The 15306-nt window shown below is 66.5% G+C and carries 12 protein-coding genes; 6 read left to right on the top strand and 6 right to left on the bottom strand.

All coding sequences use genetic code 11. From position 1 onward, the window contains the following. Positions 1-48: 48 nt before the first annotated feature. The 4 genes from MLP_RS09875 to MLP_RS09860 are packed head-to-tail and all read right to left on the bottom strand — an operon-like array spanning position 49 to position 3848. The gene (locus MLP_RS09875) at positions 49-1032 is read right to left on the bottom strand and encodes a sulfate/molybdate ABC transporter ATP-binding protein (RefSeq protein WP_013862928.1); all 984 of its coding nucleotides are present in this window, start codon (positions 1030-1032) and stop codon (positions 49-51) included. After that, on the bottom strand, positions 1032-1931 hold the full coding sequence (locus tag MLP_RS09870; protein ID WP_013862927.1) for a sulfate ABC transporter permease: 900 nt from the start codon (positions 1929-1931) through the stop codon (positions 1032-1034). Before MLP_RS09870 ends, MLP_RS09875 begins: the two co-directional genes overlap by 1 nt. Beyond that, positions 1924-2796 (bottom strand): sulfate ABC transporter permease subunit CysT, encoded by an 873-nt coding sequence (gene cysT / locus MLP_RS09865; RefSeq protein ID WP_013862926.1) that lies wholly within the window; start codon positions 2794-2796, stop codon positions 1924-1926. The genes MLP_RS09870 and cysT overlap by 8 nt, the downstream gene beginning before the upstream one ends. After that, entirely contained in the window at positions 2793-3848 is a 1056-nt protein-coding gene (locus tag MLP_RS09860) for a sulfate ABC transporter substrate-binding protein (RefSeq protein ID WP_013862925.1), read from the bottom strand. Before MLP_RS09860 ends, cysT begins: the two co-directional genes overlap by 4 nt. A 322-nt stretch (positions 3849-4170) precedes the next feature. Here MLP_RS09860 and MLP_RS09855 point away from each other — a divergent pair, with 322 nt between their 5' ends. From MLP_RS09855 to MLP_RS09830, 6 genes are all read left to right on the top strand, one after another. Further along, positions 4171-4854: a GntR family transcriptional regulator gene (locus MLP_RS09855; protein ID WP_013862924.1), complete on the top strand. Its 684-nt coding sequence runs from the start codon at positions 4171-4173 to the stop codon at positions 4852-4854. A gap of 121 nt (positions 4855-4975) precedes the next feature. Further along, the gene (locus MLP_RS09850; protein ID WP_013862923.1) at positions 4976-6520 is read left to right on the top strand and encodes an MmgE/PrpD family protein; all 1545 of its coding nucleotides are present in this window, start codon (positions 4976-4978) and stop codon (positions 6518-6520) included. After that, positions 6520-7419 carry a methylisocitrate lyase gene (gene prpB / locus MLP_RS09845; protein ID WP_013862922.1) on the top strand — a complete coding sequence of 300 codons (900 nt, stop codon included), beginning with the start codon at positions 6520-6522 and terminating at the stop codon, positions 7417-7419. The genes MLP_RS09850 and prpB overlap by 1 nt, the downstream gene beginning before the upstream one ends. A gap of 26 nt (positions 7420-7445) precedes the next feature. Continuing rightward, on the top strand, positions 7446-8630 hold the full coding sequence (locus MLP_RS09840) for a bifunctional 2-methylcitrate synthase/citrate synthase (protein WP_013862921.1): 1185 nt from the start codon (positions 7446-7448) through the stop codon (positions 8628-8630). A gap of 444 nt (positions 8631-9074) precedes the next feature. Beyond that, positions 9075-9854, top strand: a complete 780-nt coding sequence (locus MLP_RS09835) for an IclR family transcriptional regulator (RefSeq protein ID WP_231851446.1) — start codon at positions 9075-9077, stop codon at positions 9852-9854. A gap of 909 nt (positions 9855-10763) precedes the next feature. Further along, positions 10764-12077: an aromatic ring-hydroxylating oxygenase subunit alpha gene (locus MLP_RS09830; protein WP_013862919.1), complete on the top strand. Its 1314-nt coding sequence runs from the start codon at positions 10764-10766 to the stop codon at positions 12075-12077. A 66-nt stretch (positions 12078-12143) separates the two neighbouring features. On the opposite strand, the gene MLP_RS09825 is transcribed toward MLP_RS09830, so the two are convergent. Together MLP_RS09825 and MLP_RS09820 are read right to left on the bottom strand one after the other, a co-directional pair. Then, complete coding sequence (locus tag MLP_RS09825; protein WP_156821104.1) at positions 12144-13442, bottom strand: M24 family metallopeptidase; 1299 nt, start codon at positions 13440-13442, stop codon at positions 12144-12146. Positions 13443-13554: 112 nt separating this feature from the next. Further along, a complete protein-coding gene (locus tag MLP_RS09820) occupies positions 13555-15192 on the bottom strand; it encodes an alpha/beta hydrolase (RefSeq protein ID WP_013862917.1) in 1638 nt (545 codons plus the stop codon). Positions 15193-15306 lie beyond the last annotated feature (114 nt).

Below are 15306 nucleotides of genomic sequence, written 5' to 3'. Positions count from 1 at the left end.
CAGATCGCGACGAACGAGCGGCCTTATGGCGCCGGTGAGCAGCGCAATCTATCCCGCGCAGCTCGCTGCCTCGGCGATCGGCTTGACCCAGACCGGAAGACCCTCGTCGAGTTGCTTGGCCGCAGCCTCGGCGCGGGTCAGCGTGACCAGCACCGGAGCAGATTGGGCAGCGCCGTCCCGCCCCGCCTCGGTGAGCGCGACCTCGAGCCGGACCTCGAAGCCGACTCGGCTGGACCGCGCGATCCGCCCGGCGTACGCACCTGGGAACGGCACCGTGACCACCTCGATGTCGTGCGGCCGAACAAGGCTGCCGTCGAGCACCGTCACCGGCCCGAGGAAGCCCATCACGAACTCCGAGGCCGGCACGTCGTAGAGCTGATCGGGGGTGCCGATCTGCTCGATCCGCCCGTTGTTGATCACCACGATCTGGTCGGCGACCTCGAGCGCCTCCTCCTGGTCGTGGGTGACGAACACCGTGGTGACGTGGACCTCGTCGTGCAGTCGCCGCAGCCAGGCCCGCAGTTCCTTGCGCACCTTGGCATCCAGGGCGCCGAACGGCTCGTCGAGCAACAGCACCGAGGGCTCGATGGCCAGCGCCCGAGCCAGCGCCATCCGCTGCCGCTGACCACCGGACAGTTGCGAGGGCAGCCGGTCGGCGAACTGCGACAGATGCACCAGGGCCAGCAGTTCCTCGACCTTCGCCGCGATCTCCCGTTTGGGCCGCTTCCGGATCTTGAGGCCGTAGCCGACGTTCTGCGCCACCGTCATATGCCGGAACGCGGCATAGTGCTGGAACACGAAGCCGACGTTGCGTTTCTGAGCCGGCAGCGCGGTCGCGTCCTTCCCCTCGATCTCGACCGAGCCGGTGTCGGACAGCTCCAGTCCGGCGATGATCCGCAACAGGGTCGACTTTCCCCCACCGCTGGGCCCGAGCAGCGCGGTCAGCTCACCGGAGGGTATCTCCAGATTGATGTCGTCCAGCGCGACGAAGTCGCCGAAGCGCTTGCCGACACCGTGGATCTTGATGCTCATCAGTGGTCCTCCCTGGGACGCAAGCTGGTGACGACGACCAGCGCAAGCACCGCGATCAGGGCCAGGATGAAGGCCGCCGTGTACGCGGTGATGGTGTTGTCGGGGCCGAACTGCTGGTAGCGCTGCTCGACGAGCAACGTGGCCGACTGGGTACGCATCGCGACGCCGCCGGAGACGATCTTGACCGCGCCGAACTCGCCCAGCGAGCGAGCCAGGCTGAGCACCACGCCGTAGAGCAAGGCCCATTTGATGGCCGGCACGGTGATCTGCAGGAACGACTGCAGCGGCGAGGCGCCGAGACTGCGCGCCGCCTGCTCCGCATCGGTGCCGATCTCGGTCAGCACCGGGACCAGTTCGCGGATCATCAACGGCAGGCTGACGAACGCGGTGGCGAGGATCATCCCCGGCGGCGCATAGATGATCTGCAGCCCGGCCGACTCGAGCGTCTGACCAAGCCAGCCCGTACGCCCGCTGTAGACGAGCAGCAGAGCCAGGCCGACGACGATCGGCGAGACAGACAACGGCAGATCGATGAGCGCGGACAGCGCCCGGCGGCCCGGGAAGGTGTAGCGGGTCAGCAGCAGGGAGATCACGATCCCGAAGACGGTGTTGATCAGCACCGCCCAGAACGCGATCGACAAGGTCAGCTGAAAGGCGAAGACGACATCGGGCTGTCGCAAAGCCGCCAGCACGGGCTCGATTCCGCGCGAAAAGGTCTGCTTGGCTACCAGCGCCACGGGCCAGACCACCAGGAAGAACAGATAGCCGATCACCAGCACGCGCAGCACCCACCGCCATGGAGACCGGGCCCGGACGGTGACCACCTTGCCGCGGCCCGTTGGCGCCGCTCCCGGCGCTGGGACCGACGAGGCGGTGTCGGGGATCGCAGTGTCAGCCATGTCGGGCCACCCGCCGAGAGATGATGTCCAACGCGACGATGACCACGAGAGCCACCACCAACAGGATCGAGGCCACCGCCGCAGCCTCGGTGAGCTTGTCGCCTTCGACGTAGGACAGGATGCGGACCGAGGCGACCTCGGTCGCGTACGGCAGATTGCCGGAGAGCAACACCAGGGAGCCGTACTCACTGATCCCCCGGGCAAAGCTGAGTGCCGCGCCCGAGGTGATCGCCGGTGCCAGCGCCGGCAGGATCACGGTCCGGAAGGCCGTCAGCCGCGAAGCACCCAGCGAGGCAGCCGCTTCCTCGACGTCCGGTTCCAGCTCGAGCAGCACCGGCTGCACGGTGCGGACCACGAACGGCAACGTGACGAACAGGAAGGCCAGGAAGACGGCGACCCGAGTGTTCGCCCAGTCGACACCCAGCGGGCTGGACGGGCCGTACAGGCTGAGCAGCACCAGCCCAGCGACGATGGTCGGCAGGGCGAACGGGATGTCGATCACCACCTCGAGGATCCGCTGTCCCCAGAACCGGTCGCGGACCAGCACCCAGGCGATCGCCGTCCCCATCACGATGTTTACCAGGGTGACCAGCAGCGACTCGCCGACGGTCAGCCGCAACGCGGCCACGGTCTGCGGGCTGGTCAGCGCGTTCCAGTACGCCGGCCAGCCACCTTCGGATGCCTGCACCAGGATCGCCAGCAACGGAATCAGCACCAGCAGGCTGAACCACAGCATCGTCACGCCGAGGCCGACTCCCGCCAGTGGGGTCAGCGAGGTCGATGTCCGTCGGCGACGGCGCCGGCCGACCGGCGGAGGGGTCGCCTCCGGCCGGTCGACCAGCCGGGTGAGGGCCGTCGCGGTCATTGCTGCTTGCCTGTGTCCTTCTGGATCTGCGGCACGATGCCGGACTCCTCGTCGAAGAACTTGGCATTGACCGCGTCCCAACCGCCCAGCTCCGCGATGGTGAAGAGCTTCGCCGGCACCGGGAACGGCTGCGCCGGATCGTTGGCACCCTCGACGGTGCCGACCGGGGTGTCGGCGAGCACCGACCGGAAGCCCTTCTTGACGTATTCCTCCTGACCGGCCGTGGTCAGCACGAAGTCAAGGTAGGCCTTTGCCTTCGGATCGGCGTCCTTGAGCACCGCGCCCGGATTCTCGATCTTCAAGGTGGCGTCGGGCACGATGTAGTCGAAGTCCTCCCCCGACTGACGCGCCAGGATCGCCTCGTTCTCGTACGAGATCAGCACGTTACCGGCGCCCTGCAAGAAGGCGTTGGTGGCGTCCCGGCCGCTGCCTGGCAGCGCGGCCACGTGATTGAAGAACTTGGTCAGGTACGCCTTCGCGTCAGCCTCGCTGCCGCCATCGGCGATCACCTGCTGGTAGGCGGCCAGGATGTTCCAGCGGGCCGCACCCGACGATGCCGGATTCGGGGTGATGATCTTGACCCCGTCCTTGGTCAGATCGTCCCAGCCCTTGATGCCCTGGGGATTGCCCTTGGGCACCACGATGACCACCACCGAGTCCGACACGATGCCCTTGGTCGGGCCGGCGTTCCAGTCCTCGGCCACCAGTCCGGCCTTGACGAGCCGGGTGACGTCTCCCTCGAGCGAGAAGTTCACGTAGTCGGCCTCGAGCCCGTTGACCACCGCGCGGCTCTGGTCGCCGGAGGCACCGTACGACTCCTCCCAGACCACGCCCTTACCCTCAGGCGTCTCGGCGAACTTCTTCTGGATGGCGTTGTTCGCCTCCTTCGGCACGGCGAAGCCGACGAGATGCAGCGTGGTCGTGGCCGCTGAGGTGTCCGTGGACGGTGCCGCGGAGCCACCTACACAACCACCGAGTGTCGATACGACCCCGACTGCCAGCAGACCAGCCGCAGCGCGCAGCGCTGTGCGGCGCGAGAACGGAGTGGACATGAAGCTTCCCCCAATTGTTTCGGGACCGTAGTCCCTATTTCCTAGTAGTTCTGTAGTGATTGAGGACAATACCCGATGTGTGGCGGCAGCTCTCGGATTTCAAGACGGCCTTCCAGGCGAGCCTTGTGCGGCACTGCACTTGGACGACTGCCGGGTCGGGGCAGAATCCCGAAAGACAGTCCGAAGGCTCGGCGGCGCTCTGTATACAAATGTGCGGTGGCTGTGACAGAATCGGCACGATGGAGCACTTCCGCTTCAGGTTCTGCATACACAAGGACCCGAGCGCCAGAGTGCAGACCGGACCGAGCATGGACGGAGAGACGTGGCAGTCGAACGCGCGAGTGACCGCGCCTACGCGACGCTCAAGGCCGAGATCCTCGACTGGGACCTGCCACCGGGGACCGTGCTCGGTGAGGTCGAGCAGGCTGCCCGATTGGGTGTCTCCCGGACACCGCTTCGGGAGGCGATGGCACGCCTGGTCGCCGACGGCTTGGTCGGCCCACAGGCAGGCCGCGGCCTGGTAGTCACTCCGGTCTCGATCGACGACGTCGTGCTGCTCTATGAGCTGCGCACCGCCCTGGAGACTCATGCGGCCCGATTGGCCGCCGCCCGGCGCAATCCGGCAGCCTTCAGCGAACTGGAGCTGGCGCTTTCCCGGATCACCGACCTGCTCGCCTCCGACGACGATGCGCATCACGGCTACTACGACCTGGTGGCGCGATTCGATCTGGCCATCGACGAGGCCGTCGGAAACTCCTATCTGGTGGCGAGTCTGCGGAGCCTTCGCTCGCACGTCGCCCGGGCTCGCCGACTCGCCCGCCGCTCGGAGGCGCGCCTGACGTTGGCCGCTGCCGAGCACCTCGCCATCGTGCGCGCCATCATCGACGGTGACGGTGAGCTGGCCGCCCATGCGACCCATGTCCATCTGAGCAATGCACTGCGGGGCATCCGCGACGCCGCGCTAGCCGATCCCCCGCCGGGCAACGCATCGGCCTGGGCCTCCTGATCGAGTCACCCGAGCACCTGAGTCACCCGAGCACCTGAGTCAATGAGAACAGAGTCACCGAGAACTTGAGTCACCGAGAACTGAGTCAATGAATACAGAGTCAATGAATACGAAGGAATCAATGAGCACTCCGACCAGCAACGTACCGAGCGCACGCCACCGCGTACGCACCTACCGCAGCAATGAGGATCTGCCCCGGGAGGAGCAGCTGGCCTGGAAGATCGCCGAGGTGGCGACCGATCCGGTCGAGGTGCAGCCCGACGTCACCGACATGATCATCAATCGGGTGATCGACAACGCTGCGGTCGCTGCGGCGTCGCTCACCCGGACGCCACCGAGTGCCGCGCGTGCCCAGGCGCTGTCGCATCCCGTGTCGGTCAACGGTGCCGGCGCCGCGATCGTCGGCACCGACCGGCGTACCAGCCCTGAGTGGGCAGCCTGGGCGCACGGAGTCGCCGTACGCGAGCTGGACTATCACGACACCTTCCTCGCTGCCGAGTATTCCCATCCCGGCGACAACATCCCGCCGATCCTGGCAGTCGCCCAGCACGTCGGCGCCGACGGTGCGGCACTGCTGCGCGGTCTCGCCACCGGGTACGAAATCCAGGTCGACCTGGTGCGCGCGATCAGCCTGCACAGGCACAAGATCGATCACGTCGCACACCTCGGCCCGTCGGCCGCGGCCGGCATCGGCACCCTGCTCGGTCTCGATACAGCGGTGATCTACCAGGCCATCGGCCAGGCGCTGCACACCACCACCGCAACCCGCCAGTCGCGCAAGGGGGCGATCTCGTCGTGGAAGGCGTACGCCCCTGCATTCGCCGGCAAACTGGCGATCGAAGCCGTCGATCGGGCACTGCGCGGCGAAACCTCGCCCAACCCGATCTATGAGGGCGAGGACGGCGTGATCGCCTGGCTGCTCGACGGACCCGAGGGCTCGTACGAGGTGCCTCTTCCCGCGCCGGGTGAGCCGAAGCGCGGCATCCTGGACACCTATACCAAGGAGCATTCGGCCGAATATCAGGCGCAGGCCTGGATCGACCTCGCCCGGCGCCTCGGCAACGAGCGCCCGGAACTGCGTGATCCGGCGAATATCGCCGCGATCGTGCTGCACACCTCGCACCACACGCACTATGTGATCGGCTCGGGTGCCGGCGATCCGCAGAAGTACGACCCGACCGCATCGCGGGAGACCCTCGACCACTCGATCGCCTACATCTTCACCGTGGCCCTACAGGACGGCGGCTGGCACCACGTCGACTCCTACGCTCCCGAACGGGCCGGCCGACCCGACACGGTTGCGCTCTGGCACAAGATCACCACTGCCGAGGATCCGGAGTGGACTCGCCGCTATCACTCGGAGGATCCCGACGAGAAGGCGTTCGGCGGCCGGGTCGAGATCACCCTGACGGACGGATCGACGGTCGTCGAGGAGATCGCCATTGCCGATGCGCATCCGCTGGGTGCCCGGCCGTTCGCCCGGCCGGACTATGTGCGAAAGTTCCGGCTGCTCGCCGAGCCGGCTCTTGCGCCGGCGGAGATCGAGCGCTTCCTGGCGCTGGCCGAGCGACTGCCGGAGCTCACTCCCGTGGAGGTGCAAGCCCTCAGCATCGTCGCCAAACCGGGGCTGCTCGCGTCGGCCCCCAGCCCGACCGGCCTGTTCTGATGCTGTACGCACGCACCTCCCCAGCGGAGAAGCGCCTGCTGTTCCGCGAGCAGCTCAGATCAGGTGAGCTGCTCCGGTTCCCGGGCGCGTTCAACCCGCTGAGCGCCAAGCTGATCGAGCGCAAGGGTTTCGACGGGGTCTACATCTCCGGCGCCGTGCTGAGTGCCGATCTCGGTCTGCCCGACATCGGGCTCACCACCCTCACCGAGGTGGCTGGCCGTGGCCAGCAGATCGCGCGGGCGACCGAGCTGCCCGCCATCATCGACGCCGACACCGGTTTCGGCGAGCCGATGAACGTCGCGCGTACGATCCAGACCCTCGAGGACGCTGGGCTCGGCGGCACCCACATCGAGGATCAGATCAACCCCAAGCGCTGCGGACATCTCGACGGGAAGGCCGTGGTCGACACCGACACGGCGATCAAGCGAATCCGGGCCGCGGTCGACGCCCGTCGAGACCCCAACTTCCTGATCATGGCGCGAACCGACATCCGGGCTGTCGACGGGCTTCCGTCCGCGATCGACCGGGCCAAGGTGCTCGTCGATGCCGGCGCCGATGCGATCTTCCCGGAGGCGATGGCCTCGCTCGAGGAGTTCGCGGCCATGCGGGCGGCGGTCGACGTACCGATCCTGGCCAACATGACCGAGTTCGGGAAATCCGAGCTGTTCTCGGTCGACCAGCTGCGCGACGTCGGGATCAACATCGTGATCTGGCCGGTGTCGCTGCTGCGGATGGCCATGGGAGCGGCCGATCGGGCCCTCGATACGCTCCTCGTCGAGGGGCACCTGACCAGCCGGCTCGGCGAGATGCAGCACCGCGCCGAGCTGTACGACCTGATCGACTACGCGAGCTACAACCACTTCGACGCATCCGTCTTCAACTTCCACCTCGAGCACTGAGCAAGCAAGCACTAGGAGAGTCATCGATGACCGACATCAAGAAGGGCCTCGCCGGGGTCTACGTCGACTACACCGCGATCTCGAAGGTCAACCCCGAGACGAACTCGCTGCTGTATCGCGGCTATCCGGTGCAGGAGCTTGCCGCGACCCAGCCGTTCGAGGCGGTCGCCTATCTGCTGTGGCACGGCGGCCTGCCGACCGACGACGAGCTCGCCGCACTGCGCGCCACCGAGCGCGCTCATCGGGGGTTGGCCCCGGAGGTGAAGGCGGCGATCGATCTGCTGCCCACCGGCGCGCATCCGATGGACGAGATCCGTACCGCGGTGAGCGTGATCGGCGCGACCGAGACCGCCGGCATCACCAACGTGCTCGACGCCGTCGGCACCCCGGCCGAGAACCTCGAGCGTTCGGTCCGGTTGTTCGCCGCGCTGCCGGCGATCGTCGCGTACGGGCAGCGCCGCCGCCGTGGTCTCGATCCGGTCGAGCCGCGCGACGATCTCGACTATTCGGCCAACCTGCTGTGGCTCACCTTCGGCGAGGAGCCGGATCCGGTGGTCGTCGATGCGGTGAACCGGTCGATGATCCTCTATGCCGAGCACTCCTTCAATGCGTCGACCTTCACCGCCCGGGTCGTCACGTCCACGTTGAGCGACCTGTATTCGGCGGTCGTGGCCGCGATCGGCGCGCTCAAGGGTCCGCTGCACGGCGGTGCCAACGAGGCCGTGCTGCACATCCTGAACGAGATCGGCGACGCCGCCAACGTGGTGCCGTGGCTGGACGAGGCCCTGGGCCAGAAGCGCAAGATCATGGGCTTCGGACACCGCGTCTACAAGCGGGGCGATTCGCGCGTACCGACCATGAAGGCCGCACTCGACATGCTCATCGCACACTACGACCGGCCGGATGTCGCCGAGCTGTACGAGACGCTCGAGCGCGAGTTCGTCTCCCGGAAGGGGATCTATCCCAACCTGGACTACCCCTCCGGCCCGGCCTACAACCTGATCGGCTTCGACGTGCTCACCTTCACGCCCTTGTTCGTCGCGTCGAGGATCACCGGCTGGACCGCCCACATCATCGAGCAGCAGTCCGCCAATGCGCTGATCCGGCCCTTGTCGGAATACAACGGTCCCGACGAGCGGCATGTCCCCGGCTATGTCGCCGACGCCGCCGCCCTGGCCGTCGCCGACCGGCCGGAGGAGTCCGCCGGCTGATCGCTGAGTGAATCGGTCCTGCGTCAGTGCCGAGCGTTCGGGCCGGGGAGTCCGCACACGATCGTTCGTGGCCCGTGGGCGTCCGACGTACGCAGTTCCTGCGGGGCACGCGACCGTTCGTGGCCCGCGGGCGTCAGACGTACGCAGTTCCTGCCGGGCACGCGACCGTTCGTGGCCCGCGGGCGTCAGACGTACGCAGTTCCTGCCGGGCACGCGACCGTTCGCGGCCCGCGGGCGTCAGACGTACGCAGTTCCTGCCGGGCACACGATCGTTCGTGGCCCGTGGGCGTCAGACGTACGCAGTTCCTGCAAGGCACACGATCGTTCGCGGCCCACGGGCGTCAGACGTACCCGGTTCCCGCGAGGCACGCGATCATCCGTGGCCCGGCGGCGCAAGACGGCATTTAGGGTGTGAGCCGTGACCCCGCCCGAAGAGCAGATCCCGTGACCCCGCCCGAAGGGGAAGAACAAGACAACGGGGTGCAACCTGTCCGGTCGCTTGACCGAGCGATCTCCATCCTGGAGGTTCTGGCACGACGCGGCTCAGCGGGTGTCACGGAGATCGCCGCTGAGGTGTCGCTGCACAAGTCGACAGTGTTTCGCCTGTTGGCCACGATGGAGGCGCGCGGCCTGGTCGAGCAGGACTCGAATCGGGGTCGATACTCTTTGGCAGACGGCATCGTGCGGCTCGCCGAGGGAGCCCACAAACGACACGACCTGGCACTGATCGGCCGCGACATCTGCGTGGCGCTCGCCCAGGAGGTCGGCGAGTCCGTCTACATCGCGATCCGAGACGGCCGAGACGTCGTCAGCATCGACCAGGTGATCGGGCCGTCGAGCCTCACGACCCTCAGCGAGGTGGGCCGGCGCGACCCACTGCATGCCAGCTCGTGCGGCAAGGTGTTCCTGGCCGACCTCCCGGCTCCGGAACTCCAGTCCTACATCGATGGCGGGCTGCCGCGCCTCACCGGCTACACACTCGTCGACGCCGCTGCTCTGAAGGCCGACCTCGCGCTGGTGTTGAGTCGCGGGTATGCGACCACCTGGGAGGAGCAGGAGCCTGGGCTGACCGCCGTCGCCGCGCCGATCCGAGTCGCCGACGGCCATCTGGTTGCGGCCATCTCGGTGTCGGGACCGTCGTTCCGGCTGGTGCCGCCGATGATCCCCGGCATCGCGGCCCGTCTCATTCGAGCGGCAGAGCAGATCTCGGATCGCATCCGCTAATCGGCGAGCCAAGCGGAAAGAGCGATATATCAGCCTCGACCAGGGTCCTGACTGGTGTGAGGCCACCGTTGGCGGGACGGTCGGGGCGGGTTCATATCAGCAACTGAAGCAGTCAATCCTCGGCGTTCGATGGCGGGCAGCAGATCGAGTGGCGATTTGTGGCTGCTTCGATGCGGGCGAGGACTCGCGGCCCCATGCTGGAGCGGAACGGGGGCACGTCTTGCGCCCCCGGGCCAAAGACGATCGGCAGTCAGGCGTGCCCGACGTACGATTCGCGCCCGCGGGCCACACACGACCGCGGATCAGACGGAAGGCCCCGTACGTCTTGCGCCCCCGGGCCCAAGACGATCGGCAGCTGGGCGTGCCCGACGTACGATTCGCGCCCCCGGGCCACACACGACCGCGGATCAGACGGAAAGCCCCTACGTCTTGCGCCCACGGGCCAAAGACGACCAACACGACCACGATCTGCCCTGGCCATTCGTGGCTCCTGCAGCCGATACTCGCCACTCGATGGTGGAGTGTGGTCGGCCACGGCATCGCGAGTGGCGACTTCTGGTTGCTTCGCGTGAAGCAGCAGATTCTCGCCTTTCAGTGAAGGGCACGAGATCGAGTGGCGACTTTGGGTTGCTTCGGCACAGGCGAGGACGGTCGAAATCAACTCTCAATGCCCTGTCCTTGTTTCATACTCTGAAACAGACTGGGCCGACTTGGCCCAGGGAGATTCTTAGTCGAGCCTCTATTGACGGCCCGCGGCGAGGCTTCTACGCTCTAGTCTTGAGCGGGTGTTCTGCGAGATGGAACATCCTGACCCCCAGCGCCGATCACCGTGAGTGAGACTCTCACCGCATCCGAGAGTCAGCGGTGAGAAGCGACCTCAGCAGCACCGAACGTAGGAGACGCCACGACATGAGCCGTCAGCCCAGACCCGCCGTCCCGTCCATCGACATCGAGGAGCTGGTCGCTCGTCGCGAACCCGGCTTCAGCCTCGAGGCGCCCTTCTACACCCACCCGGACGTCTACGACCTCGACCTTGATGCCATCTTCCGCAAGCACTGGCTCTTCTGTGCTGCGGAGGCCGAGATCCCCGATCCCGGTGACTACGTGACGATAGAGATCGGCGCCACCTCGGTGATCATCGTTCGGGACGACGACGAGTCGGTGTACGCGCTGCACAACGTATGTCGGCATCGTGGCTCACGGATCATCGAGGATGCCTGCGGCTCGGTCGGCAACCTGGTCTGCCCCTACCACCAGTGGACCTACCGAACCGACGGTTCGCTGATCCACGCCGAAGCCACGCAGGAGGGATTCAACCGTTCGCAGTTCGGGCTCAAGCGAATCAACGTACGCACGGTGGCCGGCCTGATCTTCGTCTGCCTGTCCGATGACCCACCGGCCGACTTCGACGAGGTCGCCAGCAAGATCGAGCCGTACCTGACCCCGTTCCAGCTGGGCGGGCTGAAGGTTGCCCACCAGACCGACCTGGTGGAAGAGGGCAACTGGAAGCTGGTCATGGAGAACAACCGGGAGTGCCTGCACTGCGATGCCGGCCACCCCGAGCTGACCAGCGCCTACTTCCCGTTCCTGCAGTCCGACGTGACCGAGGTGCCCCCGCGGCAGCAGCAGCTGTACGAGCGGTATCTGAAGGCTTTGGATCGCCTCGCGATCACTGGGGCCGCAGCCGGCATCCCACAGCGGACCTACCGCGAGCTCGACAACCGGGCCACCGGGTTCAGGATCACCCACTTCCCACTCGACGGCGACGGCGCCTCCTTCGGCTGGGACGGCAAGCAGATCTGCAAGAAGCTGATCGGCGACATCGTCGACCCGGCTTTCGGTGACATGTCGTTGCACTACCAGCCCAACTCGTGGTTCCACTTCTGCAGCGACCACGCGGTGGTGTTCCGGGCACTCCCGGTGGCGCCGGACAAGACGATCGTGCGCACCACCTGGCTCGTCCACCCCGATGCCGTCGAGGGTGTCGACTATGACATCCCGACCCTCACCGAGGTGTGGGAGGCGACCAACACCGAGGACCGCCGTTTCGTGGAGTTGGCGCAACGCGGCGCAACCGATCCGGCCTACGTGCCCGGGCCGTACGCGACGATCGAGGACGACGTCAACGATTTCGTCAGCTGGTACATCAAGCGTCTGGCCAACCACTTCGGCGGCGGACGCGACCACCTCGGTCTGGTTGCCCAAGCTGCCGTCGGAAACTGACGACCTGCCGCCACTCCGCGAGGGTTCAGACCCTTGCGGAGTGGCGGTTGTGTCGCTCGATCGAAGTTAGATCTCCAGGGCGTCGACGAAGGGCTCGGAGGACATCAACTCGGCGCCGGTCGCGGTGATCCGCACCTGCTGCTCGAGCTTGACGCCTTCCTTGCCGCCCACCTCGCCGATGTAGCTCTCGACGCTCAGCACCATGTTCTCCTCGAAGATGCCGTCGTAGCCCTTCGCCTCCCAGTCGACGACGTGAGCGAGGTTCGGATACTCATCGACCATCCCCGAACCGTGGAGCGTCATGGCGTAGCGGTTGGGAATGAACTCCTCCGGGATGTGCCAGCAACGGTCGGCGAACTCCTGGAAGGACAGTCCGGGCTTGAGCAGGTCCATGTTGAACAGCACCTGCTCCTGGGCGATCTCGTAGAGCCGACGCTGCTCCGCGGTGGGCTTGCGGCCGGGACACACCCAGCTTCGGGACAGGTCGGCGAGATACCCGTACGGACCCACCATGTCGGTGTCAAACGCCACGATGTCGCCGGGTTGGATGACGCGGTTGCTGCACTCCTGGAACCACGGGTTGGTCCGCTCCCCGGAGGTGAGCAGCTTGCACTCGACCCACTCCCCGTCGTGCGCGACGTTGGTCTCGTGCAGGATCGCGTACAGCTGGTTCTCGGTGATCCCCGGCCGCAGCGCCCGACGCATCCGGCTGATGCCGATGTCGGCGACATCCACCGAGAGCTGCAGGCACTTCAGCTCCTCGGACGTCTTGACGGCACGCCCCAGCTCCATCGGTGCCTGGGCGTCGAACAGCCGGAACCCGGCATCGATGAGCAACTGCGCGCCCCAGGGTTCGCAGCGGTCCACGGCGAGCCGGTTGTTGCCACCGCTGTGCTGGCGCATCAAGGAGATGACCTCGGTGGCCCACCACTGCACCTTCTCCGCGACCCGAGGACCGGAGTCGAAGAAGAACCAGGGCCTCGCTGGGCGTACCTCGTCGACCGTCGCCAGGTTGAAGACGCCCTGCGCCTCCATCTGCACCGGCGTGCCGTACTCGAAGAGCACCACCGGTCCATCGACCGGGACGAAGACATACCGCCCGGGGGCGTGCATCGTCCAGACCGCCATGTTCCGCGAGCCCGTCGCGTACCTGATATTGATCGGATCCGACAGCAGAGCGGCGGCGTAGTCGAACTTCGCCAACTCGGCGCGCAGCTTGGCCAGCCGGTCCAGACCGAGCTTTCGCTCGTCGATCTCTGCCCGGCGCGCCTCGATGTCCAAGCCCAACGGCATCGGCTCCAACGGTGCTGTGCTGTCTTCCTCGACAGGACCGCGGTCTCGAGCCGTGTCCAAGATGCGCGCCATCACACACTCCTTCTCACCGGGGGGTCGGTGAGCCCGACACTAGGAGCGCCTACAGCGCCGGTCAAGAGATTCGTGTGTGAAATTCTGGATACGTGACTTTAGGCCTGAGTGGTCAACGCTGGGCGTCCTCCAAGGTCTTGCGCAGCAGATCCCGGATCTGCTGATCGCGGTCAGGGGTCTGTTGCCGCACCCGCGCATCGGCCGTCGGATCGGGCTGCGGCACCGGCGGGCACTGCAGGTCGGAGCGGTTCCCCGGGCGGCGGGTCGGCACCGTCCCGTCCTCGAGGTAGGCGCCGATCGCGTTGTCGGTGCACTCGACGCCGCTCAGCGAACCCGAATGGGTCGTGCCGCCCACCCCTTCGATCAGCGAAGCCGACGGGAAGAGCCGCCGGACCTCCAGGCTGCCGGCGTACGGGGTGGCTGGATCGAGGGTCTCACTGATCAGCAGGATCTTGCTCGACACCTTCCGACCATCGACCTTGATCGGCTTGCCCGACTTGGCCGGCCAGCTCAGACACGGCGCGTTGAACCAGGTGTTGTTCCACGTCAGGAACGGGGCGGTGGCGAACGACCGCCAGCTGTCCAGCCGGAACTGCGACCACCGTTGCGGCCATGCCGCGTCGGTGCACTGAACGCCCAGGTACACCGCGTATCCGTTGTCGCTGCCCTCGGTCTGCGGGTTGGCATCGTCGTAGTACGCCTTGATCAGCGTCGGGTCATTCTCGTTCACAAGCGCTGCGTACGCCTCGCCGAGACCGACCCAGTCGTAGACGTAATAGCCGGCGCCGACCAGCACGTCATTGAGCTCGGACGGCCCGATGACGCCCAGTGCCGGTGACTTGTCCAACTCCGCCAACTGCCGGTAGTAACCGGCAGCGACGACGTCGGCGTTGTCGCCCAGACCGAACACGTCGTTGTGCTTGGCCAGCCAGCCGAACCAGACGTTGATCGTCGTCTCGAACGCATGATTCTGGCCCAGATTGTCCTCGTACCAAACGCCCCGCGGGTCGACGTTACCGTCCATCACGAACCGACGCACCTGGTTGGGGTGCAATGACGCGTAGGTCTGAGCGAGATAGGTCCCGTACGAGAATCCGTAGAAGTTGATCTGCTTCTGGCCGAGCGCCCGCCGAAGGCTGTCCATGTCGGCGACGGTGTCCCGCGTCGTCATATGCCCCAGCAGGCGGCGCGCTTCGCTGCGCCGACAGTCCGCCGCATAACGGGCCGACTTGGTCAGCCACGCACGTTCGATCTTGCCCGTCGTCGGCACATAGTTGGGTCGGTTGTAGCCGAAGTAGCCGCTGTCGCAGCTCAGCGCGGGCTCGCTGTCTCCCACGCCCCGCGGATCGAACCCGATCCAGTCGTAATCGTCGTCGCCGTTGCCGGGGATGATGCTGCCGATGCCCAGCACGGCGAGGCTGAGACCCGAGCCGCCCGGCCCACCCGGGTTTACCAGCATGATGCCCTGATAGTCCTTCGCCGATGAGCGATGGGGCAGCTTGGACACGGCGAGCCGGATCTTGGCGCCACGAGGTTTGCTGTAGTCCAGCGGGACCGTCAAGGTGCCGCAGGCCATCCCCCACTGGGTGAACCGTTCGTCGTCGCAGGCGCGCCACGTGATCGGCGGCGGTTGATATCCGGCCTCCGTCTGCTGTCGTTTGTCCACGGTGGGCGATGCCTCACTCGCCCCCACTCCCGCTGTCGCCAACAGGAGCGCCGCCGCCACCATCATCGCCGCGATTCGCCGCATCAGAACCCCCCGTGACCTAGTGACTTGCCGAGGATGTGACTCCACACTCACCCCGAACGGCACCCGTTGTCCATGCCATCAGGCAGGTCAATTTCCAACATCATCGTTCGCCGC

It is taken from the genome of Microlunatus phosphovorus NM-1, assembly GCF_000270245.1.
GTDB lineage: Bacteria > Actinomycetota > Actinomycetes > Propionibacteriales > Propionibacteriaceae > Microlunatus > Microlunatus phosphovorus.
Note: the sequence above shows the minus strand (reverse complement) of the source record. Positions and strands in the feature narration are given on the sequence as shown.

Coding starts and splice junctions, on each gene's coding strand:
- MLP_RS09875 (WP_013862928.1), bottom strand. CDS start 1,032: ATGAGCATCAAGATCCACGGTGTCGGCAAGCGCTTCGGCGACTTCGTC.
- MLP_RS09870 (WP_013862927.1), bottom strand. CDS start 1,931: ATGGCTGACACTGCGATCCCCGACACCGCCTCGTCGGTCCCAGCGCCG.
- cysT (WP_013862926.1), bottom strand. CDS start 2,796: ATGACCGCGACGGCCCTCACCCGGCTGGTCGACCGGCCGGAGGCGACC.
- MLP_RS09860 (WP_013862925.1), bottom strand. CDS start 3,848: ATGTCCACTCCGTTCTCGCGCCGCACAGCGCTGCGCGCTGCGGCTGGT.
- MLP_RS09850 (WP_013862923.1), top strand. CDS start 4,976: ATGAGCACTCCGACCAGCAACGTACCGAGCGCACGCCACCGCGTACGC.
- prpB (WP_013862922.1), top strand. CDS start 6,520: ATGCTGTACGCACGCACCTCCCCAGCGGAGAAGCGCCTGCTGTTCCGC.
- MLP_RS09840 (WP_013862921.1), top strand. CDS start 7,446: ATGACCGACATCAAGAAGGGCCTCGCCGGGGTCTACGTCGACTACACC.
- MLP_RS09830 (WP_013862919.1), top strand. CDS start 10,764: ATGAGCCGTCAGCCCAGACCCGCCGTCCCGTCCATCGACATCGAGGAG.
- MLP_RS09825 (WP_156821104.1), bottom strand. CDS start 13,442: ATGGCGCGCATCTTGGACACGGCTCGAGACCGCGGTCCTGTCGAGGAA.
- MLP_RS09820 (WP_013862917.1), bottom strand. CDS start 15,192: ATGCGGCGAATCGCGGCGATGATGGTGGCGGCGGCGCTCCTGTTGGCG.